General features: G+C 67.7%; 17 protein-coding genes. 4 read left to right on the top strand and 13 right to left on the bottom strand.

Annotation, left to right across the window (positions count from 1 at the left end):
- Window positions 1–138 precede the first annotated feature (138 nt).
- From AC5P8F_RS18710 to AC5P8F_RS18720, 3 genes are read right to left on the bottom strand one after another with little or no spacing between them, the layout of a single operon-like run.
- Window positions 139–3216 carry an efflux RND transporter permease subunit gene (locus AC5P8F_RS18710; protein WP_262093855.1) on the bottom strand — a complete coding sequence of 1026 codons (3078 nt, stop codon included), beginning with the start codon at window positions 3214–3216 and terminating at the stop codon, window positions 139–141.
- Window positions 3213–4385 (bottom strand): efflux RND transporter periplasmic adaptor subunit, encoded by a 1173-nt coding sequence (locus AC5P8F_RS18715; RefSeq protein WP_495228740.1) that lies wholly within the window; start codon window positions 4383–4385, stop codon window positions 3213–3215. Before AC5P8F_RS18715 ends, AC5P8F_RS18710 begins: the two co-directional genes overlap by 4 nt.
- Window positions 4382–5629 carry a TolC family protein gene (locus tag AC5P8F_RS18720; protein WP_495228741.1) on the bottom strand — a complete coding sequence of 416 codons (1248 nt, stop codon included), beginning with the start codon at window positions 5627–5629 and terminating at the stop codon, window positions 4382–4384. Before AC5P8F_RS18720 ends, AC5P8F_RS18715 begins: the two co-directional genes overlap by 4 nt.
- Before the next feature lie 62 nt (window positions 5630–5691).
- Between AC5P8F_RS18720 and AC5P8F_RS18725 the strand changes: the two genes are divergently transcribed.
- Window positions 5692–6366, top strand: a complete 675-nt coding sequence (locus AC5P8F_RS18725; protein ID WP_032962610.1) for a response regulator — start codon at window positions 5692–5694, stop codon at window positions 6364–6366.
- Complete coding sequence (locus AC5P8F_RS18730) at window positions 6359–7732, top strand: sensor histidine kinase (RefSeq protein WP_014647335.1); 1374 nt, start codon at window positions 6359–6361, stop codon at window positions 7730–7732. Before AC5P8F_RS18725 ends, AC5P8F_RS18730 begins: the two co-directional genes overlap by 8 nt.
- Before the next feature lie 137 nt (window positions 7733–7869).
- On the opposite strand, the gene AC5P8F_RS18735 is transcribed toward AC5P8F_RS18730, so the two are convergent.
- Window positions 7870–10221, bottom strand: coding sequence for a GH92 family glycosyl hydrolase (locus AC5P8F_RS18735; RefSeq protein WP_495228743.1), 2352 nt, complete (start codon window positions 10219–10221; stop codon window positions 7870–7872).
- A gap of 460 nt (window positions 10222–10681) precedes the next feature.
- On the opposite strand from AC5P8F_RS18735, the gene AC5P8F_RS18740 reads away from it, so the two are divergent.
- Complete coding sequence (locus tag AC5P8F_RS18740) at window positions 10682–10927, top strand: hypothetical protein (RefSeq protein WP_046430922.1); 246 nt, start codon at window positions 10682–10684, stop codon at window positions 10925–10927.
- Window positions 10928–10986: 59 nt separating this feature from the next.
- On the opposite strand, the gene AC5P8F_RS18745 is transcribed toward AC5P8F_RS18740, so the two are convergent.
- Together AC5P8F_RS18745 and AC5P8F_RS18750 are read right to left on the bottom strand one after the other, a co-directional pair.
- On the bottom strand, window positions 10987–11310 hold the full coding sequence (locus AC5P8F_RS18745) for a thioredoxin family protein (RefSeq protein ID WP_053495407.1): 324 nt from the start codon (window positions 11308–11310) through the stop codon (window positions 10987–10989).
- Window positions 11311–11315: 5 nt separating this feature from the next.
- Window positions 11316–11732 carry a host attachment family protein gene (locus AC5P8F_RS18750; RefSeq protein WP_014647339.1) on the bottom strand — a complete coding sequence of 139 codons (417 nt, stop codon included), beginning with the start codon at window positions 11730–11732 and terminating at the stop codon, window positions 11316–11318.
- Window positions 11733–12301: 569 nt separating this feature from the next.
- Here AC5P8F_RS18750 and proP point away from each other — a divergent pair.
- Window positions 12302–13792: a glycine betaine/L-proline transporter ProP gene (gene proP / locus AC5P8F_RS18755; protein ID WP_046430926.1), complete on the top strand. Its 1491-nt coding sequence runs from the start codon at window positions 12302–12304 to the stop codon at window positions 13790–13792.
- A 72-nt stretch (window positions 13793–13864) separates the two neighbouring features.
- On the opposite strand, the gene AC5P8F_RS18760 is transcribed toward proP, so the two are convergent.
- The 7 genes from AC5P8F_RS18760 to AC5P8F_RS18790 all read right to left on the bottom strand — a co-directional run bounded on the left by AC5P8F_RS18760 (window position 13865) and on the right by AC5P8F_RS18790 (window position 22524).
- Window positions 13865–14494 carry an ATPase gene (locus AC5P8F_RS18760; RefSeq protein ID WP_014647342.1) on the bottom strand — a complete coding sequence of 210 codons (630 nt, stop codon included), beginning with the start codon at window positions 14492–14494 and terminating at the stop codon, window positions 13865–13867.
- A gap of 3 nt (window positions 14495–14497) precedes the next feature.
- Window positions 14498–14839 (bottom strand): type II toxin-antitoxin system prevent-host-death family antitoxin, encoded by a 342-nt coding sequence (locus tag AC5P8F_RS18765; protein WP_014647343.1) that lies wholly within the window; start codon window positions 14837–14839, stop codon window positions 14498–14500.
- 70 nt (window positions 14840–14909) lie between these two features.
- Window positions 14910–16496 carry a sensor histidine kinase gene (locus AC5P8F_RS18770; protein ID WP_495228745.1) on the bottom strand — a complete coding sequence of 529 codons (1587 nt, stop codon included), beginning with the start codon at window positions 16494–16496 and terminating at the stop codon, window positions 14910–14912.
- 9 nt (window positions 16497–16505) lie between these two features.
- Window positions 16506–16910 carry a response regulator gene (locus tag AC5P8F_RS18775; protein ID WP_014647345.1) on the bottom strand — a complete coding sequence of 135 codons (405 nt, stop codon included), beginning with the start codon at window positions 16908–16910 and terminating at the stop codon, window positions 16506–16508.
- 136 nt (window positions 16911–17046) lie between these two features.
- Window positions 17047–18501, bottom strand: a complete 1455-nt coding sequence (locus AC5P8F_RS18780; RefSeq protein ID WP_495228748.1) for a surface lipoprotein assembly modifier — start codon at window positions 18499–18501, stop codon at window positions 17047–17049.
- A gap of 89 nt (window positions 18502–18590) precedes the next feature.
- Window positions 18591–19355, bottom strand: coding sequence for a Slam-dependent surface lipoprotein (locus AC5P8F_RS18785; RefSeq protein ID WP_014647346.1), 765 nt, complete (start codon window positions 19353–19355; stop codon window positions 18591–18593).
- Window positions 19356–19407: 52 nt separating this feature from the next.
- Entirely contained in the window at window positions 19408–22524 is a 3117-nt protein-coding gene (locus AC5P8F_RS18790) for a TonB-dependent receptor (RefSeq protein WP_495228750.1), read from the bottom strand.
- Between the last annotated feature and the right edge of the window lie 101 nt (window positions 22525–22625).

Here is a 22625-nt window from a genome sequence, read left to right on the forward strand (position 1 = left end):
GCCAACGGCGGAATGGTGTAGATCGCACAGGTGGCATCCACGCATGGCGCGACGCCCTTGTAGAGCCGAGCCCATGCTCGGCTGCTCTTCGCGCAAAGGCCAGAAGCAGCCGAGCGTGGGCTCGGCTCTACAGGTAGGTCACGCGATGCGCGCCTCGCGGTGGCGATGCACCCAGTAGTACAGCGTCGGCAACACCAGCAGGGTCAGCAGCATCGCCGACAGCAGACCACCGATCACCACCACCGCCAGCGGCTTCTGGGTCTCGGCACCGATCGCGTGCGAGGTGGCCATCGGCAGCAGGCCGAACATCGCCAGTAGTGCGGTCATCAGCACCGTGCGCAGGCGCTGCAGCGAACCCTGCACCACCGACTGCAGCAGGTCCATGCCCTGCTCGCGCAACTGGGCGAAGCGGCTGAGCATCACCACGCCGTTCAGCACCGCTTGCCCGAACAATGCAATGAAGCCGATTGCCGCCGACACCGACAGCGGAATGCCGGTCAGCCACAGGGCCAGGATGCCGCCGATCATCGCCAGTGGCACGTTGGCCAGGATCAGCGCGGCGCTGCTGATGTCCTTGAAGGCATCGAACAGCAGCACGAAGATGATCAGCACCGACAGCGGAATCACCCAGCCCAGCCGCTTCATCGCACGCTGCTGGTTCTCGAACTCGCCGGACCACTCCAGCCGATAGCCTTCCGGCAGCTGTACGCTGGCATCCACGCGCTTGCGCATGTCAGCCACCACGCTGCCCATGTCGCGGCCGGCGATGAAGATGCTCACCGCCTTCACCCGCTGTGCGTTCTCGCGCGAGATGTTGATCGCGCCGCTGGCCATGCGGAAGTCGGCCACGTCGGACAGCGTCACCGTGTGGCCATCGCCGATGCCAACCGGCACCGTACGCAGCCGCTGCAGGTCACGATCGGCATCGTCCAGGCGCAGGGTGATGGGGAATCTGCGGTCACCCTCCCACAGCTCGCCGACCTGGCGCCCGCCCAGTGCGGTCTCGATCACTTCGTCGACGTCGCGTACGTTCAGGCCATAGCGCGCGGCGCGGTCGCGGTCGATCTCGATCTGCAGCTGCGGCAATGACCCGTCGCGGTCGATGAAGGCGCTCTCCACGCCCTCCACGCCGCGTACCTGGCCGAGGATCGCCTGCGCCTGCTGGTTCAACACGTCCAGATCCGAGCCGCTGACCTTGATCACCACCTGGCCCTTGATCTGCGAGATGCTCTCCAGGATGTTGTCGCGCACGGGCTGCGAAATCGAGAACTCGGGGCCCGGAATGCGCTGCTCCAGCGTGCGCTGCAGATCGCTCACCAGCTGTCGCTTGCCCACGCCTTTCGGCCATTCCTTCTCCGGCTTCAACGCCACCAGCGCCTCGATCTGGTTGGCGCCCTTGGCATCGGAGCCGTCTTCCGGGCGTCCCAGCTTGGCCACCACCGTCGATACCTGCGGAAAGCTGCCGACCAGCTCACGGATGCGCCGCGACTGCTGCTGCGCTTCGCCCAGGCTGGTGCTCGGGTCGAGCGTGGCCGTCAGCCAGATCGATCCTTCGTCCAGCTCGGGCAGGAACTCCGAACCCAGCCGCGTGCCCAATGCCAGCGTGCCGACCAGCAGCGCAATCGCGGTCAGCACTACCGCACGCGGGCGGGCCAGTGCGCGCTCCAGGACCGGCCGGTACCAGCCGGTCAGGCGGTCCATCAGCGGATTGCCGTCGCGCATGCGGTCGCGCCGCAGCCACCAGTAACAGAACAACGGCACCACGGTCAGCGCCAGGATCAGCGCGCCGATCAATGCCGAGGTCACCGAGTACGCCATCGGCGCGAACATGCGGCCTTCCTGGCGCTGCAGGGTGAAGATCGGGATGTGCGCGGCGATGATGATCAGCATCGAGAAGAACGTCGGCCGGCCCACTTCCGACGCTGCCGAAAGAATGGTCGAGAACCGTGTCTTACGGTCGGCCGCAGGTGGCAGCTTCGACAATCGCGAGACGATGTGCTCGGTCACGATTACCGCGCCATCGATGATGATGCCGAAGTCCATCGCACCCAACGACAGCAGGTTGGCCGGCACGCCCCACAGATGCAGGCCAAGGAAGGTCGACAGCAGCGCAAGCGGCATCATCGCCGCCACGATCAGCGCGGCACGGGCGTTGTACAGGAACAGCCACAGCACCAGGAACACCAGCACCGCGCCTTCCAGCAGGTTGCTGAAGACGGTTTTCAGCGTGGTCGAGACCAGCCACGAGCGGTCGTAGAACGGCTCGATGCTGACCCCGGCCGGCAGCTGGTTCGCTTCGATCTCGGCGATGCGCGCATGCAGGGCGTCGAGCACGTCGGACGGGTTCTCGCCCTTGCGCATCAGCACCATGCCGAACACCGCATCGTCGTTGTCATCCTGGCCGACCAGGCCCTGCCGGGGCAGGCCGGTATCGGCGATGCCGGCCAGGTCGCGCACCAGGATCGGCGTGCCACTGCGCTGCGCGACCACCACGTTGCCGATGTCGGCCGGCGAACGCATCAGACCGACGCCGCGGATCAGGAACTGCTGCTGGCCACGTTCCACGTAGCCGCCGCCTGCGTTCGAGCTGCCCTTCTCCAGCGCCTCGGCGAACTCAGCCAGGCTGATGCCGCGGTCACGCAGCTTGTCCAGGTCCGGCTTGACCTGGAACGTACGCGCGAAGCCGCCGAAACTGATCACATCGGCTACGCCCGGCACGGTGCGCAGGCTGCGCTCCATCGTCCATTCCTGCACGGTGCGCAGCTGGGTCGGTGTCAGGTGCGGGCCTTTCAGCACGTACCGGTAGATCTCGCCCACCGCCGAGCTCATCGCCTCCAGCTCCGGCGTCACCCCTTCCGGCAGCTCCACGCCCTGCAGGCGTTCCAGCACCTGCTGGCGCGCGAAGTAATCGTCGGCCTTGTCATCGAAGGTCAGGATGATCATCGACAGGCCGAACTGCGTATGCGAGAACACCCGCACCGAATGCGGGATGCCGGACAGTGCCACTTCCAGCGGCATCGTCACCTCGCGCTCCACCTCCTCGGCGGCCCGGCCCGGGTGCAGCGATACCACCGTCACCTGGGTGTCGGACACATCCGGAAAGGCTTCCACCGGCAGCACGCGGAACGCGGCAATGCCAGCGCCGATGAACAGCAGCAGCGCCAGCATCACCATCAGCGGCTGGCGCAGGCAATAGGCAATCAGGCGATCGATCATGGCGCGGCATGCCCCGTCCCGGTGCTGGCGGCTGCGGGCGCACTGTCGACCAGCTGCTGCAGCAACAGGCCCCCTTCGACCACCACCCTGGCGCCCTGGGCCAGGCCCTCGCGCACCCACAGGCGGCCATCGCCCAGTTCCTCGGCACGCACGGCGCGGCGCGCGAAGCGGCCCTTGGCCTCCTCCACGAACACCACCTGCTTGCCGTCGATGAGCAGTACCGCAGCATCGGGCAGCGAGACACCGCCCCCGGCCGGCACTGCCACCTGCGCACGCACGTACTGGCCCGCCTTGAAACCGCGCGCACGGTTGTCCAGTTCGGCGCGCGCCTGCACCACGCGGCGTTCGCTGTCGACGAAGTCATCCACGTGCTGCAGGGTCGCCTGCTGCGGCTGCCCATCGGCGCCGGGCACGCTCACCTGCATGCCCGCCTTCAAGCGTCCGGCCAGGCTCTCCGGTACATCCAGCAGCAACCACAGGCGGTCAGGATCGCCAATCATCGCCAGCGGCTGTTCGCTGTCGGGGCTGACTGCCATGCCCGGGCTCATCCGCCGCTCCACCAGCACGCCATCAATGGGTGCGCGCAGCGGCAGCCGTTGGTCGACGTGCTGGCCGTTGCCATACGCCCTGGCGAAGGCGGTCGCGCGCGCGTGATCGGCCTGGCTGCCGGCGAAGCTGGCCTCGGCCTCGTCCAGTTCACGGCCCGACGCCACCCCTGCCGCGTGCAGTTCGCGGGTGCGGTCCAGTTCCCGGCGTGCCAGCTGCAGCTCGGCACGGCCACGCACGCCCTCCGCCTGCGCCTGGCCGAACTCGGGCGAGGTGATCCAGGCGATCACCTGGCCGGCCTTCACCTTCTGCCCCGGTTGTGCCTCGATGCGCGCCACCTGCCCCGCCAGCGGGGTGCGCAGCGCGCTGGAGCGGGTCTCGTCCCAGACCACCCGGCCCGGCAGCTGCAGGCTGGCGCTGACACCGGCGGTCACCAGCTCGCTGCGCAGCACATCCAGCTGGCGGCTGCCGGCCGGAAACAGGATCTGGCGGGCACTGACCTGCGGCGCATCCTCGGTATACGACGCCGGTTCGCGACCGCAGCCGCCCAGCAGGGCCAGCGCCAGCAGGGCCGGCAGCATGGCATGTCGCGCCCGCGGGCGATGGGCGACGGTGGACTTCATCGGGACTCTCCTTCAGCAACGGATGTGGCCGCTTCCCAGCGCGCCAAGGCAATGGCATGGTCGGCACGCGCATCAATCAGCGCGGCCTCGAACTCGCGCCAGCTGCGGCGCGCGTCGAGCAGATCGGTCAGGCTGGCGGCGCCACGGCGATAGGCCAGTTCGATGCCCTCCACCGCCTTGCGCGCAGCGTCGGACTGCAGCCCCTCGTAATCGCTGCGGCGCTGCGCGGCGGACTGCACGCTGGCCTGCAGCTGGTCCAGTTCAGCGTGTGCTTCGCGCTGCAGCAGCTGCAGTTCCAGCGCGGCGCTGTCCCGGTCGGCCTCGGCACGCTGGATCGCGCCGCGTGCGCGCGACGGGCCGCCCAGCGGAATGGTCAACGACACGCCCCAGGTGACACCGCTGATATCGGTGGGCTCGCGCTCGGCCTCCACACCCAGCTGGATGTCGCGGTGGCGCTCGCTACGTGCCAGGGCCACGCCAGCGTCGGCGGCGGCCAGGCGCGAGCGTGCCGCGCGCAGATCGGCACGCTGCTGCGGATCGAACGCGCGCACCTTGGCCACGCTGCTGGCATCCGGCCAGGGGTCATCGGCACTGATGTCGCGGCTGTCATCGCTGCCGAGCAGCAGGCCCAGCGCATGCCGCGCGTCACGCAGATCCAGGGCCGCCTCGCGCGCCGCATCGGCCACCGCCAGATGGTCCACCGCCATCCGCGCGCGATCCACCGGCGCCATCGCCCCGGTGGCCACCTGCTTGTCGGCCGCCGCCATCTGTTCGGCCGAACTCTGGCGGTTGGCCTCGGCAATCTGCGCCCGCTCCTGCGCGCCCTTCAGGCCGAAATAGGCTTCATGCAGTGCCACCTGCTGCCGGCGCCGGGTATCGAGCATGTCCAGCCCGGCCACTTCCAGCAGCGCGTCCGCCTGGCGGATGCGCAATGCGCGCTTGCCGCCGCGCTCCCAGGTCCAGCCCAGGCCCAGCGTGCTGTCCACCCGCTTGTCCTGCCAGCGCCCCGGGCCGATGCCGTGCTTCGGGCTGATCTTGCTGCTGCCGATCGACAGCTCGGCCGCTGGCCGCAACGCAGCGGTCTGCGCATCGCCCTGCACCCCACGCAGTTCCAATGCCGCCGCGCGCAGGTCCGGGTTGTGCGCTTCCATTGCACGCTGTGCATCCTGCAAGGACAGCGCCGAAGCCGCAGGCGCGCACGAAAGGGCGGCCAGCAGGGCCGCAAGACGACGGGAGAAATTCATGCACGTCACGGTAAGGTGACGCACTTGCGCCAAACTTGCCCCAACCTTGCACGAAGCTTGCAATGCGAATCCTGCTGATCGAAGACGACGCCGCCCTGGCCGATGGACTGATCCGCGCCCTGCAGGGCGCCGGCCATCTGTGCGACCACCTTTCGCGCGGGCTGCACGCGCCGGCTGCACTGGCCAGCGCGCCGTATGACGTGATGGTGCTCGATCTTTCATTGCCCGACGTCGATGGCCTCGACCTGCTCTCGCGCCTGCGCAACGACGGCGTCACACTGCCGGTGCTGATCCTCACGGCGCGCGATGGCGTGGAGGACCGCATCCTCGGCCTTGACCGCGGTGGCGACGACTATCTCGCCAAGCCGTTTGCACTCGGTGAGCTGGAAGCCCGCCTGCGTGCGCTGTCGCGTCGCCGCAGCGACGCACCGGCGCAGAAGCGGTTGGGCCGGTTGTGCTTCGACAGCATCCGCAATGAAGTGCAGGTGGAAGGCCAGCGCATCGAACTGACCGCGCGCGAGCTGTCGCTGGTCGAGGCACTGATGCAGCATCCTGGCCGCACCGTCACCAAGCAGCGCCTGTTCGACGCGCTGTACAGCTGGGATCACGAGGCCAACCTGTCAGTGATCGAAGTGCATGTCAGCCGCCTGCGCCGCAAGCTGGAACAGGCGCGCGCCGGCGTCGGCATCCGCATGCTGCGTGGCCTGGGCTATCGGCTGGAAGCCGGTGGTGACTGAGCGTGTGCACAGCCTGCGTGGCCTGCTGCTGCGCCGCCTGTGGCTGCCCCTGCTGGTGCTGCTGCTGTGCAGCGCGATCGGTTCATTCGCGTTGGCCCGCTTCTATGCCGGCCAGGTCTATGACCGCTGGTTGCTGGACTCGGCGATGTCGTTGTCCGAGCTGGTGAAGGTGCAGGACGGGCGTGCCTCGATCGAGATCACGCCCGCGGTGTCGCGCATGTTCACCTGGGATACCGCTGACGAAGTGCATGGCGAAGTGGTCGACGCTGCCGGCGGGCGCCTGTATGGGGACCTGCCCGAAGCGCTGCCCCGCCCCGCGATCGCTGCCGGCAGCGACGATGCCGTCTACTACGACGCGCGCCTGCGTGGGCAGCCGGTGCGCATGGTCGAGGTCGTGGTCAGCGCTGGGCCGGGCCACGATATCCGCCTGCGCGTGGCCGAGACGCTGCGCAAGCGGCACCGGCTGGAGCGCAAGCTGCTGCTGGCCAGCATCCCGTTCCAGGCCGCGATCCTGGCGCTGGCCGCGTGGCTGGCCTGGTCCGGTACCGGCGCGGCTGCACGCCATGCCAACCAGGTGGCGCGGCGGCTGGCCAGCCCGCGTCCGGACCCGCTGGCGCCACTGGAGCCCGCGCAGGAAGCCCCACGCGAACTGTGGCCGGCGGTCGAAGCCTACAACGCACTGCTGCAACGGCTGGACGCGATGCAGGCCGCGCAACGGCGCTTCGTCAGCAATGCGGCGCACCAGCTGCGCACGCCGCTGGCGGCAATGCAGGTGGAGCTGGAGAGCTCACTCCGCCAACAGGATCCGCAGGCCCAGCAGCTGGCGCTGTCCGGCACGCTGGCCGGGCTGGCACGGCTGCAGCACCTGGTCAACCAGCTGCTGATGCTCAGCCGCTCGGAAGATCCACAGGGCAGCGCACTGCCGCTGCAGCCGCTGGATCTGGCCGCGTTGGCACGGGGCGTGGTCGAGCGCTACGCCGACCGTGCGTTGGTGGCGGGCGTGGACCTGGGTTACGACGGACCCGACGACGGCGTGAAGGTACAGGGTGACCCGCAGTTGCTGCGCGAGGCGCTGGGCAACCTGCTGGACAACGCGCTGCGCTACGGCGCCGTGCCCGGTGTGATCACCCTGGGACTACAGCGGGATGCCGAGGGCGTGCAGGTGTGGGTGGACGATGACGGTACAGGTATCGCCGAAGCCGAGCGCGCGCGCGTCACGGAACGGTTCTACCGGGCCAGCAGCGAGGGAGATGGCTGCGGGCTGGGGCTGGCGATCGTGGCCGAGATCGCGCAGCGGCATGGCGCGATATTGATGATCGAAACGGCCCCGCTCGGTGGCGCGCGCGTCGGGTTGCGTTTCCGTTGACCTTTGTCGAATTGCCCTTGTAGAGCCGAGCCCATGCTCGGCTAAGGCACCGTGCCAAAAGCAGCCGAGCATGGGCTCGGCCCTACAGGTTCCAGGTCACCCGTGAAGCGTGCCGGCCAAGGTCGGCACCGTGCGCATCACCGGCTCATCGAGTACGGCGCCTGCGCGTCCTGCCCCGGCCAGTCCTTGTTCGGCTCGGCCTGCATGCTGAAGCGCAGTTCGCCGCCGGCCAGGATCTCGTCATGGCGCAGGAAGGTGCGCTGCAACGGCTTGCCGTTGAGGCTCACGCTGCCCACATAGGTGTGCTTGTCATCCAGGCCCTCGGCCACGATGGTGAACGTCTTGCCGTTCGGCAGACGCATCGCGGTCTTCGGCAGGAACGGACGGCCCAGGATGTACTCGCCCGAGCCCGGCGCCACCGGGTAGAAGCCCAGCGCGGTGAACACATACCAGGCCGACATCTGGCCAACGTCATCATTGCCGGCCAGGCCATCGGGGCGGTCGGCGTACTGGGTGTCCATGATCTGCTTCAGCCGCGCCTGGGTGCGCCATGGCTGGCCCGCGTACGAATAGAGGTAGGCCACGTGGTGGCTGGGCTCGTTGCCGTGCGCGTACCAGCCGATCAGGCCGGTGATGTCTTCCATGTGCTCGAAGATCGATGGATCCACCTTGGCGTTGAACACCTCGTCCAGGCGCGCGAGCAGCTTGTCGCTGCCACCGTGGGCTGCCGCCAGGCCGGCAACGTCCTGCGGCACGTACCACGAGTACTGCCAGGCGTTGCCCTCGGTGTAGTCGGTGCCGTAGCCGCTGGCGCTGGGGTCGAACGGCGTACGGAAGCTGCCGTCGCGCTTGCGCGCGCGCATGAAGCCGGTGTCCTTGTCGAACGCGTTGCGCCAGTTACCCGCGCGTTTGTCGAAGGTGGCCGCGATATCGGCCTTGCCCATCGCCTGCGCCATGCGTGCGATGGTCCAGTCATCAAAGGCGTACTCCAGCGTCTTGCTGGCCGCTTCGCCTTCCTCGTCGATCGGCACATAGCCCAGCTCACGGTACTGCGCGATACCGTCATACGGGCCGTAGTTGGCGGTCTCGACCATCGCCTTCAATGCCTTGTCGGCGTCGAAGCCACGAATGCCCTTCACGTAGGCATCGGCGATCACCGGCACGGCGTGGTAGCCGATCATGCACCAGTCTTCCAGGCCATGGAACGACCACACCGGCAGCATGCCGTACGGACTGTGCTCATGGTGGGCCAGCATCGAATTGACGAAGTCGCTGTTGCGCTTCTCCGGCTGCACCAGCGTCAGCAACGGGTGCAGCGCGCGGTAGGTGTCCCACAGCGAGAACGTCGAATAGTGCGTGAAGCCGTCGGCCTTGTGCACCGCGTTGTCCGAACCGCGGTACTGGCCATCGGCGTCCATGAACAGCGTCGGCCCCAGCATCGTGTGGTACAGCGCGGTATAGGCACTGCGCCGCGCATGCTCGGGGGCATCGATATCGAGCACGGACAGTGCCTGCGTCCAGTCCTGCTTCGCCTGCGCACGCACCCGATCGAAGTCGAAGTCGGCCACTTCAGCGTCGAGGTTGGCGATGGCACCGGCCTCACTGACCGGCGAGATGGCTACCTTCACCACCAGCGGTGCGTCCAGCTTGCCGAAGTTGAAGGTCCCGACCAGCTGCCGGCCTTCGATCTGGGCGCGCTGGGCCGGATCCTTCTCGCCCGGCGGCGGGAAGCCCTTGTAGACGATGTCCTGCTCGGTGTTGTGCAGCTCATGGCCGGCCAGCGGCCGCGAGAAACGCATCGCGAAATACAGCTGGCGACCCGGCGCCCAGCCGCGCGTCTCGCGGAAGCCGGTCACCGTGCCATCGGCGCGCACCCGCACCCGCGACCACAGCACCTTGCCAGGGTAGTCGTACATGCTGGTACGCATGTCCAGCAGCACCTTGGCGTCGGTGCCTCTGGGGAAGGCGTAGCGATGCACGCCCACGCGCGCACTGGTGGTCAGCTCGGCACGCACCTTGTAGTCGTCCAGGGTGACCGCGTAGTAGCCCGGCTCGGCCTTCTCGTCAGCGTGACGGAACCGTGAGGCGTAACCGCTGCGCGGCTTCTCCGGATCGCCGCGCTCCAGCCCGGGGTTGCCGGTGAACGGCATCAGCAGGATGTCGCCCAGGTCCGAATGACCGGTGCCGGAAAAATGCGTGTGCGAGAAACCGACGATGCTGCTGTCGTCGTAACGGTAGCCCGCCGCCCAGCCATAGGCCTTTTCGCGCGGCTGGATGCGCGTGTCCGGGCTGAGCTGGACCATGCCGAACGGCACCGTCGCCCCCGGGTAGGAATGGCCTTCCCCGCCGGTACCGATGAACGGGTCGACCGAGCCATAGGCGCGTTCGGCGGCGGATTTCGACGGAGCCGCCAGCACCGCCCCGGAGGCAAGCATGGCGGTTGCGACGAAAGCGATCAGGAGACGACGGTCCAGCGTGGGCATCGGCATTTGGATCGATTCAGGTGGTAGTCGGATCCTAGCACCGGCCCTGCCCTGTCGCATGCTGCAGTGCGGCCGCCGGAACCGGCACGATGCTTTGCACGTAATTGCATGGCCGCACGACGAATCACCTCATAGCCTTCCGGTCTCCCGCGTCCCGATCGGTGCCGATACGGCAATGGATGTCCAGACATGCACTTCTGAAAGACCGCGCCTTCCGAACGGGACAAAGCGAGACAAACCATCAATTGGTGCGCAGCGCCTCGATCTGCCCAGGATTGCACCGCAGCGGACATCCCGCTGCCGGGATTGGAACCCCCGAAAAGAAGGACAGAGATAGCCCGTCGTAACTACGGCGGGCGCTGCGTGTGGCCGTCAGGCCTTCCGGTTTTCTCTGTTCCTTCCGGGAGTTCCAAGCACGCATCGCCCGCCACCCTTGCGGTGGCCCTCGCACCCAAGGAGTTCCCGCATGAAACACACGCGTCCGCTCAGCCCGGCCATGGAGTCGCTCTTCCAGCGCATCGAACATGCCCTCAACAGTGCAGAAGGCATGGCCATCCTCATCGGCGAACAGTACGGCCCCGAGCCGAAACCTCCCGCGCCAATGGGCTACGACGCCAGGCAGATCGCCAACGCGATGGTCATGCTGAGCCAGCATGGGCGGTGCCTGTTGCAGAAGCTGCGTGCGGAAGCGGAAAAGGTGACCTATCACTAGGTCGCCCTGCAGCCGAGCCTGCTCGGCGCCGTGCGCACCGCACGCAGCGATTGCTGCCCTCAATCTGGCAATGCGTCCTGCAAGGTGGCGAGGTCGGCGCTGTCGACCGGCCTCACCACGCGCGCCACTTCCTGGCCGTCATGCAGCAACACCGCGGTGGGCCACAGCTTTACCTTGAACGCACGCCCCAGTGGCTTTCCCTTGCCATCCTCGATCTTCCAATGCACAAGATCGTGGGCGTCCACAAACGCCTGGAGTGCGGGCTGCGCGGCCTGGCAATGGCCACACCAGGGTGCACCGAACTCCAGCAGCTGCCAGCCCGCTTGGGCTTCCACGTCCGCGCCTGCTGGCTCCGCCGCCGGGTAGTCACGCATGAACGGCATGCCGGTTACGCCGCCAGCGCTTTCTGGATATCCGCCAGCGGGGCGTTGGTCAGGTCCTTGGCGATATCGCCCAGCAGACGCGCCTGGACCTCCTTGTGCAGCAGCGGGCGGATACGGCCCAGCGTGGTCGGGTCTGCCACCAGCACCAGGTGTGCATAGCGGTTGTTGAGCGCATCTTCGTTCAACTGCTCCGCCACCTGCTTGGCGAACGTCGCCTCGTTGAGCTGCGCAATGGACATGTCCTTCGGCACCGCGCCGGCCGGGCCCTGACCAGAGACGCCCTGCTCGCTGATGTCCTGCAGGCGCAGCTCACCTTCCTGCTTCAACGCCAGCTGATGTTCGCTGCCGACGTTGGTGAACACGCGGGCCGAACCGCCATCGGCGACGATGATCAACGTGCCTTCGGGAATGCGACGGGTCATGCGATGCTCCTTCTCGATTGCGTCCAGCGCTACCGTAGACAGCGTCGCGTGAGCGCTGCGGCCAGAGTTCGTTCAACACTTGTCATTGCATGCCGCGCGGATGAACAGGCGCGATGGAACACAGCGTGCAGATCAGTCCGCTTCGCTGCATGCTCACGCCGATGCCGCTATGATGAACGAATGATCGACACGACCCACTACGTGACGGGCGCACCTGTTACGTGGGAAGCACTGCCGACCGGCGCTTCGCTTGCCACGATGGCTCCCGCCCTGCCGTTCCACCGCCTCGCGCTGGATCCTGGCGGATGACGCCCGCAGGCCCTCGGCCTGCACTCCCCACGCTGCTGTGACCGCCGGCCGCTGATTGCGCGACCGCTGTGATCCCGTTGCTGCGTTTCCGCCGTTGCGGCGGTGCTTTGCCGTGCGCGTGGCGTCGTGCCTGCACACATTCCCCGGCCCCCACGCCACTCACCGATGCCCCTGCGCCACCTGCGCCTGCATCGCCGTTTCCGATTTCCGGGACCTACCTCACCGCTCATTTCCCCTCTTCTGCCTACAAGGGAGCCCCCATGCAGGACACCCCCGATGCACACGCCCATTTCGGCTGGTTCAAACGCCGCCGCCACCTGAAGGTCGATGAGATCACCGTCGTCGACAAGCCCATGCTCAAGCGCGCCGTCGGCGCGGCCGCACTCGGCAATGCCATGGAGTGGTTCGACTTCGGTGTCTACGGCTATCTGGCCGTCACCATCGGCCAGGTGTTCTTCCCCTCCAGCAACCCCACCGCCCAGGTGATCGCTGCGTTCGCCACCTTCACCGTGGCGTTCCTGGTGCGGCCACTGGGCGGCCTGGTATTCGGCCCCCTGGGTGATCGCTACGGCCGCCAGAAAGTGCTGGCGTTCACCATGATCCTGATGGCGCTGGGCACGTTTGCCATCGGCCTGATTCCCGCCTACGAGCGCATCGGCATCTGGGCACCGGTGCTGTTGCTGCTGGCGCGCGTGGTGCAGGGCTTCTCCACCGGCGGCGAATACGGGGGCGCGGCCACCTTCATCGCCGAGTATTCCACCGACCGCAACCGCGGCCTGATGGGCAGCTGGCTGGAGTTCGGCACGCTGGGCGGCTACATCGCCGGCGCCGGCACCGTCACCGCGCTGCACATGCTGCTGAGCAGCGAGCAGATGCTGGACTGGGGCTGGCGCATTCCGTTCCTGGTGGCCGGCCCGCTGGGCCTGCTCGGCCTGTACATGCGCATGAAGCTGGAGGAAACCCCGGCGTTCCGCGCCTTCGCCGAGGAAGCCGAGAAGCGTGAGCACGAGCGGCCGGGGCTGGGCGCGCTGTTCCAGGTGCATGGCCGCCAGCTGCTGGTGTGCATGGGCCTGGTGCTGGTGTTCAACGTGACCGATTACATGCTGCTGACCTACATGCCCAGCTACCTCAGCGTCACGATGGGCTATGCCGAGAGCAAGGGCCTGCTGCTGATCATCATCGTGATGCTGGTGATGATGCCGCTGAACATCGTCGGCGGGTTGTTCAGTGACCGGCTGGGCCGGCGCCCGATGATCATCGGTGCGTGCATCGCGCTGCTGGTGCTGGCCATTCCGTGCCTGCTGCTGGTCGGTAGCGGCAACGACGGGCTGATCTTCCTCGGCCTGATGCTGCTGGGGCTGGCGCTGGTGTGCTTCACCAGCTCGATGCCGTCCACGCTGCCGGCGCTGTTCTACACCCCGGTGCGCTACAGCGCGCTGTCGATCGCCTTCAATGTGTCGGTGTCGCTGTTCGGTGGCACCACGCCGCTGGTGACCGCGTGGCTGGTGGAGCGTACCGGCGACCCGCTGGTGCCGGCCTATTACCTGATGGGCGCGGCGGTGATCGGCCTGGTAACCATGCTGTTCGTGAAGGAAACCGCCGGCCTGCCGCTGCGCGGTTCACCGCCAGCGGTTGGCAGCGACAAGGAAGCAGCCGCGCTGTTGAAGAGCGATGTGCCGGTGACGGTGGACCCGACCTTGCCGCCGCTGCCGGACGTTGCCGAGCCCGAGCAGGCGAAGCCGGCGTTGTAGAGCCGAGCCCGTGCTCGGCTGACTTGCAGGGGATCAGCCGAGCATGGGTTCGACTCCGCACCCCGTGCGGCATCAATCACCCGGGGTGTCCAATTCCATCGCGCGCATCACGATGGGCTTGGCCCAGCCCGGCGTGTGCAACAGGTCGGCCACTGCGACCGGGTAATGCAGCTGGCCTGCAGCCATGGCCAATACCGGCAGCGGCACCACGCAGCCGTCGGCATCGGCCGGCGCGCTGTTGTCGTAGACATGCAGCTCGGCCAGGTGCGGCAGCAGCTCCAGCAGGTTTGCGCGCGCCGAATCGAAACGCGCGTGGATCTTCTCCACCGGAATATCGTGGCCACCGGCGGCCACCCGCGCGGCCACACGGGCGACGTGCAGCCCGACATCGGCCAGCCCACAGAACCAGATCGCCACCTGGTGCCGCTCGCAGGCCTCACGCAGCAGACGCGGAATGGTGTTGCCACCGAGCGTGGTCTCGAAGGCGAAGTCGGTGCCATCGGCCATGGCCTGGCGCAGGCGGCGGGTGCCTTCCTGCCAGGCCTCGGCATTGGCGTCCGGCAGCGGCCAGCCGGCGTCGACCAGGCGGCGGGTGAACGAGTCCGGGTTGAACCAGCTCAGCCCTTCGGCGTCCAGCCAGGTGCCCAGCAGCGAACTCTTGCCGGCGCCATTGACACCGGCCAACGCCAGGATGCGTCCCATCGATCAGAGCGGACGGCCAAGGGTGACCTTGCGGCCGCGCCGGATCGGCTGGCCCAGCACCTTGCCCAGCCCTTCCCCGCGCTGCAGCCCGGCCAGGGTCTGGTCGAACTCGCTGCGCAGGCGCTGCAGCTCCTCGCTGCGCTCACCGGCATCACCGCCGGCGGCCTTGGCCAGCAGTTCCTGGTAGGTGCGGATGTCCACGATCACCGCTTCCGGGTGGTTGTGGTTGGTGATGACCAGCGCCTGCTTTTCGCGCACGGTGCGCATCAGGCTCGGCCAGCCCCGGGTCTTCACCGACGAGGCCGGGGCCTTCTCGAGGCCAGGCAGATCCAGCGGCAGGGTCATGGCACGGCTCCAGGCGGGGTGGATGAGCGACACTATACCCAATTTGGCCAAATTGGGGATAAATCCCCTTTTACCGCAGGGGCGCGGTGTCCGGAGCGTCGGTCTGCAGCAGGCTGTCGCGTTCGCGCAGCGGGAAGCGGATCCACGCATCCAGCCCCTGTGGGCCAAAGTGCAGCTCGCCGCTGCCAGCCAGCTCGTAGGGCACGCGCTGCTCGATCAGCGCCCGGCCCAGGCCGCGCTGGCGTGGCATTTCCCAGCCCTCCACGTCGGCATGGCGCTCGCACCAGTGCAGGCCCAGCCACGGTTCGGCGTCCTGCACCTGCAGATGCCAGGACACCTCGATCCGCCCCGCCGCGCGCGCGGCCGCGCCATAGCGCAGCGCGTTGCTCGCCAGCTCATGGATGGCCAACGACAGCACCTCGGCCGCTTTCGGTGGCAGCAGCACGTCCTCACCGTGCAGCTCGCACAGGCCCGTGCCCGGCATCTGCGCCGACACTTCCTCTTCGATCATCCCGCGCAGGCAGACCCCGGCATTGCCGCCGCGGGTCAGCAGGCTCTGCGTGCGCGCCAGCGACATCAACCGCCCGCACAGCCGCTCGGCGTACTCGTCCACGCTGGCCACGGTACTGCGCGTCCGCCAGGCAAGGGCATGGATGGTGGACATGATGTTGCGGACCCGGTGCTGCAGTTCGGCCAGCAGCACCGCCTGGCGCTCGGTGGCGCGCTTGAGGTCGTCGATATCCACCGCAATGGCGAACACCCCGGTCACCTCGCCGTCTGCATCGCGCAGCGGCGCAGCGGCGACGCGTGTCCAGCGGGCGCGCCCGTCGTCATGGATGAACTGGAACTCCAGGCCAGGGACCACCGTCTCCCCCCGCAGGGCGCGGGCGATGGCGAAATCATGGGGCTCGATGCGCGAGCCGTCGGGGTGCCATCCCTGCCAGCGGTGGTGGTTGGGACGATCGGTGGACGGCACCTTGCCGGTGGGCAGATAGGTCCGCATCCGGTCGTTGGACAGTTGCAGTCGGCCTTCGGCATCGACAATGCAGACGCCCACCGGCAGCACCTTGAATGCCAGCGCCAGGCGCCGGTCGCTCTCACGGCGCTTCTGCTCCTCGCGCTCGCGGGCCGCCTGCGCGACATGCGCGGCGGTCGTTTCGAACATGGTGACAAGCACACCGTTGATGCGCCCTTCCTCACCGCGGATGGGGCTGTAGGTGATGGTGAACCAGACATCCTCCAGCCGCCCCCGCCGCGCCAGCGGATAGAGCTTGTCCTCGTAGGTGATGGTCTCGCCCTGCCACACCCGCTGGTAGATCGGGCCGTTGATGTGCCAGACCTCAGGCCAGCACTCGCGGGTGGGCTGGCCAAGCCCGCCCGGATGCTTGTCGGCGAGGATCTCGGCATAGCCATCGTTGTAGAGCTGCACCAGCTGCTCGCCCCACAGCACGATCATCGGGAAGCCGTGGGCCAGCATCAGGTCGACAGTGGCGCGCAGGTGCGGCGGCCATCGCTCGATCGCACCCAGTGGCGTGCCTGACCAGTCGTGGCGGGCAATACGGGCGGCCATGCCGTCATGGCGCGCATGCGCCTGCAGCGGCGGCGGCATGCCCGCCGGGCGCTCAACGGCCGGGAGACCCTGGATGCGGTGTGACATGCCGCGCAATCAGGCGATGCCCGCAGCAGCCTGCGGGCCTGCCACCAGCCGTGCCAGCTGCTGCACCAGTGCCTCGATGTGATAGGGCTTGGTACAGCGGGGCGCGCCAGCGAAGCGGCTGGGCAGATTGTCATCGTAGCCGGAGGTCAACATGAACGGCGTGCCGGCGTCCGCCAAGCGGTCGGCCAAGGGGTAGACCAGTTCACCCCCCAGGTTGATGTCCAGCAGGGCGACATCGATGGGGTTCTCATCGACCAGACGCCCCAGCGCCTGCAGGTCACCGGCCGGTCCCACCACCTGCGCCCCCTTCAGTTCCAGATAGTCCACCAGGAACATCGCGATGGCGAATTCATCTTCCGCCACCAGCACCCGCAGCCCTTTCAGGCCCTCTGGCTTGTTGCCCGCTTCCAGCACGACCCGCGCTCCTCGATACACGCGGCGCACCTCTGCCGCAACGCCTGCAGGATGCGCGAAACGGGCTACAAGGGCGCGTGATGATCGATGAAGATCGCCGCCACGGCCCGTTCACCCAGGCATTGCAGCGGCGCGTTCAGAACGCACGCTCCCATTTCAGGCTGAGCAGGCTGCGGTCGTGGCTGTACAGCCAGCCGACGTTGCTGTCGATGCGGGCGTAGCGCAGGCCCAGGCTGGGCACCAGCCCGGCCACCGCCAGCCGCTCGCTGCGCACGATGGCGATCAGGTTCTGTTCGTCGTCCTGCCTGCGCGCCTCCAGCAATGGACTCCAGGCGTCGTAGTCGCGGCGGCGCAGCGACACGAACACCGTGGCCGTGGTGCCGCTCCACTGCCGCGCCGCGCCCAGCCGCAAGCCGCGCTGGCGGTAGCCGTTGGCCGGGTCGGCAGCGCTGCTGCCGGTGACATCCAGCCCGGCGAAGACCGTCCAGCGCGGATTGAGCGCACGGAACCAGGTGGCATACACCGATACCAGCTCGCCGTCATAATTGCTGGCCAGGCCCTGCTGACGATACCGCTGGCGCTTCCAGTCGGCCTCCAGCTTGAGCAGGCTGCGTGCATCCAGGGCGTACTGCCATTCGCCGTGCACGCCACTGCCGCCCTGCAGCGCATGGTTGCCCAGGCCCTGGAGGTCATAGCTGGGGGCAAGCAGCACGGTCTGCCGCGCACTGCGCCAGCTGTAACCTGCCTGCACATTGGCATTGAGCTCGTTGTAGGCACGGTGCCCGCGCCATGCCTGACCGAAGGCGAGACCGCGCACGTACAGCCCATGATGCCCGTCGAGGACCCAGCGCCGTTCCAGGCTGGCGTCGTAGTCGAGGCCCCCTGCGTGCTGGGCGTCGGGCAGTTTCCGTTCGATGATGCAGGCGTCGCCTACGCCGAACAGGCAGGTGCGGCTGGCCGAGCTGCGGTTGATGTTGTCACTCCATGCGGGGCCGGCGGACAGCGCGCCTTTCCAGCGCTGGCGCGCCTGCAGGGCACCCAGGTACCCGTCCACGCGCGCGCGGACGCCGGCCGTGGCCGGATCATCAGCATTGATGCCTGCAGCGATGGCCGTGAACAGCGCGACCGCATCGCGATCACGCTGGTCTTCCGCATAGACACGTGCCAGCTCGAGACGGGCCGGCAGGAACTCCGGCTGCGCCGCCAGCAGCGCTTCGTACTCCTTCGCCGCGCGACGATGGTCGCCGGCCACGCGGGCCAACGCCCCCTGCGCGTAATGGCGCAGCAGCGGGTCATGCCCCGGCAGTTCGATGTACTCCTCGAGGAACGCCGCGGCGGCCCGCCATTGCTGATGCTGCAGTGACAGGTAGAGGGCCTGGCCGAGATCGTCAACGGTGCGCTCCACGCGCAGCGTCCTGCCGTCGATGGTGATGGTCGGCCGCTCCGACTCGGCCTGTTGCAGGCGCTGCCGGTCCTGCTGCTGGTGGCGCAGTTCGCTGCCCTGTTCAAGCACGCGGCGCAGATCGTCCTGCTGGGCGCGCACATCAGCGGCCGCCAACAGCAGTACGACAAGGAAGGTGGAATGGCGCATGGTCGATCCGTGGTGGTGCATGCAGCGGCCGAAGCAGGGACTGGCGGATCGCGGCTTGTCCCTGCCCTGCCCCGTCAGGGGCGTGGCGATCAGTTCTTGCTGCCGCCGAAGGCGGTGTCGTACTGGCTGTTGCCGGCGAACGTGGCGATACCGGCGAGCGTGGCCGCGTTGGCGCCGAAGAACTGGCCCTGGCTGTTGCCGGTGACCGAGCCGTTGGCCACGGCGGTGCCGGCGAAGGATGCATCGGCGCTGTTGATGTTGGCGCTGATCGCCAGGGTCTGGCCACCACCGGTCAGGCCGCCGGTCAGCTTGCCAGTGCCGAAGTTCGCCGCGAAGGTACCGCTGAGCAGGTTGCTGCCATTGAACCTGTTCAGGCCGGCCACCGCGTAGGTGGCGGTACCGCTGGGCAGGGTGGTGCCGGCGCGGTCGCCAGCGAAGTACACCTGGCGGTTGTTGAAGCCACCCGCAGCGCCGTCCTTGGACCATTCGCCGAACCACACATCGCCACTGCCCACCTTGACGAAGTTGAAGTGGCCCATGCCGGAATGGCTACCCGGCGTACCGGTGATCGGCATGGCCAGGGTACGCACGGTAACGCCGTTGACGGTGGTCGGGGCCGAGTAGGCCGCCAGCCCCTGGAAGTCGACCGGCTTGCCATTGGAGACGGTGCCGACGCCGATGCCGGCCTTGCCTGCGCTGTGCGGGCCGCCGTTGACTTCGGAGGCACCGACCTTGACGTACAGCTGCGAATCGGTGGCCGGGCTGGCCGCACCGACGATGTCGGCGGCCTGCGCGGCACCGGCCAGGGCGAAGGTGGCGGCCATGGCCAGTACGGAACGGGAGATCATCTTCATGGAACTACTCCTTGGGTTGAGGGAACAACGGGTACAACAACGAGGCAGGTCATCAGAAGCGCGCAGTGACACCGAGCTTCAGCGTGCGCCCCGGCGCCGGCAGCGTGGAGCGCGTGGCCGGGTCGACGTAGTAGCGGTTGCCGAGGTTGGTGCCGACCAGCTCGACGCTGGTGTGGTCATTGAAGCGCCAGCGCGCGTAGGCATCGACGGTGGTGATGTTTCCCCAGGTGAACGGCACGTTCTGCCAGATCAGGCCACCGCTGCCGGCGTACAGGCGATCACGGTAGGCCTGCAGGTCCGGGTTCTGGTGGCGCCGGTAATGCACGATGCGGCTGCCCAGCTCCAGGCGCTCATCGAACAGCCGGGTGCCCAGCGACACGTTCACCGACAACCGGGGAATGGCCTGGGTCAGCAGGTAGCCACTGACGAAGCCGTCCTGCACGCAGTTGGGCACCTTGCCGGCCAGCGCATCGAGCTGCACCGCCATGCTTTCGTCGCAGACCTTGTTTTCCAGCGTACGGGTGATGCCCAGGTCGGTGAAGAAGCGCCGGTTGTCGAACCGCGCCTGCAGCTCCAGGCCGCGGATGCGCTGCTTGTCCAGGTTGTCGAACAGGAAGTTGCCGTCGCGCTCGATCACGTTGCGGGTCTTGTGCACGTAGTAGGCCAGCTTCACGTCGGCATCGGCGGTGTTGCCGAACAGCGCCGACAGGTTGTGCACGTAGCCCACTTCGTAGTTGTAGGCGTGTTCGGGCTTGAGCGGGTACAGCGGGTTCAGGCTGCTGGAGAACGCGATGGTGCTCTCGAACATGCTGGGGAAACGCACCGCCTCGCTGTAACGCACATAGGCGCGCGCATTGGGCGAGAAATGCGCGGTGGCCGAGAAGGTCGGCAGCCAGGCATGGTCGCGCCTGCGCTCGTTGCGCCCGGCCACCGTCTGCGGCCGCCCGTTCTGGATGCTGCACAGGATCTGCGCGCCCTGCACCGGCAACAGCCCGGGAATGGCCGCCACCTGACCATTCAGGCACGGGTTGCTGGCACGGCTGTAGTTGCCGTCCGCATCCGGCAGCCACGGAATGCTGTGCTCCACCGCAACCGGCGTCTCATACCTGCTGAGCAGGCCCTTGAGCAGATCATCAACGATGAAGCCCATGCCGATGCTGTCCCAGAACGCGCGCTGCGCCTCGATGGCGTCGATCTCGCCCTGCAGGCTGGCCGGGCGCTCAGGCAGTTCGTTGACCCGGTAGCGGGCCTCCTTGGGGAACACAGAGGTGGTCATCAGTTCCGGGTGTTCCTGCAGGAAATCATCGAAGGCCCAATAGCGCGCGTAGCGCACGCCGGCGCTCAGGGAGAGGAAATCCACCGGCCGCCAGTCCAGCACCAGATAGCCCTCGCCTTCCTGGCGGCGCCCGGCGCGCGGGTACATGCGCCAGCCATCGCTTACGCCAAAGTACGGGTCCGCCGAGCGCAGTTTCTCGAACTGCCAGTTGCCGCCCACCGTCAGGTCCAGGGTGGAATGCAGCGCGAAGCGGTTGCTCAGGGTCAGGCCGGTGCGGTCGTTGCGGGCATTGGCCAGCGCGGTATTGCGCAGGATCGGGCTGCTGCCGGGGTTCCAGTCGGGGTTGCTGGCAAAATTGGGGAAGCCGCCAGCGGTGTAGGTATCGCTGGTGGTTTCGGTGCGCCACAGGTTGGCACGCAGGTCCAGCCAGCGGCTGCCGGCAGGCTGCCAGTGGTATTCCAGGTTCCAGGCATCGGCATCGACGCGGCTGAGCGGCCACTGGATGCGACCGTAGTCGGGCGCGGACAGGATGCGCGAGGGCATGATCTCGCCGTAGTGGGAGAGCGTACGCCGCCAGGTGGCGCGCAGCTGCTGGTCATCGTTGATCTGCCAGGTCGCCTTCAGCAGCCACGATTCCTGCTCGCTGGAGGTGTTGGGCACCTCGTCGCCGGGCTTGAAGTAGCGCGCCAGCGTGGTGATGTAGTCCAGGCCCTTGTACTCGAACTGCTCGCGCGGGTCCTGGTCGTAGTACGCCGTGCCCTGGGTGCCGGAGAAGTAGTTGCCGCGCTTGCGCCAGGCATACGCGGCCATCAGGTCCACGTGTTCGCCGCGCAGGCCCAGCGCCAGCCGCCAGGCCTGGTCCTCGCCGGCGAACACATTGGCTTCCGAACCGCGCGACTTCACCGGCACCAGCAGCGTGCTGTCGGCATACGGTGCCGAGGGCGAGCCCTGCGGGAACCCGGGCACCGTGCGGTAGTCCTCGCCGGTATGCAGCCGCGGCAGGCGTGGCGCCACCGCATTGCTGCTGCCTTCGATCTTCAGCTCCCCGCCGAAGCGCTCACCCGTTTCCACGATGTCATCGACGTCGATGGTCTTGATCACCAGCGCGCCACCGATCCCGCTGTGCACATCGCGCACCAGCCCCGGCCCCTTGATGACCTGGATGCCACCTATCAGGTTGGGATCGATGTAGTTGCGGTTGCTGACGCCGTTGTAGCCGCGCCAGACCGTAAGTGCCTGCTCGCCGCCGTCGATGCTGACCGGCACCCGCCCCGGCCCCTGGATGCCGCGGATGTTGATGTCCAGCGCGCCACTGTTGCGCGCATCGCCGCTGAACACACCGACCAGATCCTTGACCACGTCGGCCGGATTGGAGCCGCGGTAGCGCTCCACCCGGTCGCGCCCCGAATACGCCGTGGCCATGTCCAGCGCGAACACATCATCGTAGCCGCGCCGATCGCGGGCCTCGCCCCCTTCCGACTGCAGGCGACCGGCCACGTCCAGTGTCTCGGTCACCCGCACCCCTTCCCCTTCACCCGCCTCCGCTGCGGTACGCAGGCTCCAGGTGCCGTCCATGCCACGCTGCGCGCGCACGCCGCTGCCACGCAGCAGCAGCTGCAGGGCCTGCATCTGGCTGTACTCGCCGCTCACCGCGCTGGAGCGACGGCCTTCCACCAGGTCACTGCGGAACACCACCTGCACATCGGCCTGGCGGCCAAAGGCACGCACGGCGTCGGCCAGGGGCTGTTCCGGAATGGCGTACTGGCGCAGCGGCGCGACGACCGCCGGTTGCGCCTGCCCGGCCGGCACCCAGGCCAACTGCAGCAATGCGGTGGAAACAGCCAGGGCCAGAGCGGTGGCGCGACGATGACAGGCGGATGCCGTGGACGGCATGGACAGGAACTCCTCAAGCGGGGCGGGACCACGGACACGTCCGGTGCCCGGTGGTGTGTCTGGCTTGAGAAGAAACGCTGTTTCGCTCTGGCTATACCTCT

Source organism: Stenotrophomonas sp. YJH_SMC_69 (assembly GCF_059370495.1).

Bases quoted from the DNA above. Each gene is read 5' to 3' on its own strand.
- AC5P8F_RS18765 (WP_014647343.1), bottom strand. From the start codon at position 14,839: ATGACCCTGCCGCTGGATCTGCCTGGCCTCGAGAAGGCCCCGGCCTCG.
- AC5P8F_RS18725 (WP_032962610.1), top strand. From the start codon at position 5,692: ATGCGAATCCTGCTGATCGAAGACGACGCCGCCCTGGCCGATGGACTG.
- AC5P8F_RS18750 (WP_014647339.1), bottom strand. From the start codon at position 11,732: ATGACCCGTCGCATTCCCGAAGGCACGTTGATCATCGTCGCCGATGGC.
- AC5P8F_RS18740 (WP_046430922.1), top strand. From the start codon at position 10,682: ATGAAACACACGCGTCCGCTCAGCCCGGCCATGGAGTCGCTCTTCCAG.
- AC5P8F_RS18790 (WP_495228750.1), bottom strand. From the start codon at position 22,524: ATGCCGTCCACGGCATCCGCCTGTCATCGTCGCGCCACCGCTCTGGCC.
- proP (WP_046430926.1), top strand. From the start codon at position 12,302: ATGCAGGACACCCCCGATGCACACGCCCATTTCGGCTGGTTCAAACGC.
- AC5P8F_RS18710 (WP_262093855.1), bottom strand. From the start codon at position 3,216: ATGATCGATCGCCTGATTGCCTATTGCCTGCGCCAGCCGCTGATGGTG.
- AC5P8F_RS18780 (WP_495228748.1), bottom strand. From the start codon at position 18,501: ATGCGCCATTCCACCTTCCTTGTCGTACTGCTGTTGGCGGCCGCTGAT.
- AC5P8F_RS18735 (WP_495228743.1), bottom strand. From the start codon at position 10,221: ATGCCGATGCCCACGCTGGACCGTCGTCTCCTGATCGCTTTCGTCGCA.
- AC5P8F_RS18715 (WP_495228740.1), bottom strand. From the start codon at position 4,385: ATGAAGTCCACCGTCGCCCATCGCCCGCGGGCGCGACATGCCATGCTG.
- AC5P8F_RS18720 (WP_495228741.1), bottom strand. From the start codon at position 5,629: ATGAATTTCTCCCGTCGTCTTGCGGCCCTGCTGGCCGCCCTTTCGTGC.
- AC5P8F_RS18785 (WP_014647346.1), bottom strand. From the start codon at position 19,355: ATGAAGATGATCTCCCGTTCCGTACTGGCCATGGCCGCCACCTTCGCC.
- AC5P8F_RS18745 (WP_053495407.1), bottom strand. From the start codon at position 11,310: ATGCCGTTCATGCGTGACTACCCGGCGGCGGAGCCAGCAGGCGCGGAC.
- AC5P8F_RS18760 (WP_014647342.1), bottom strand. From the start codon at position 14,494: ATGGGACGCATCCTGGCGTTGGCCGGTGTCAATGGCGCCGGCAAGAGT.
- AC5P8F_RS18770 (WP_495228745.1), bottom strand. From the start codon at position 16,496: ATGTCACACCGCATCCAGGGTCTCCCGGCCGTTGAGCGCCCGGCGGGC.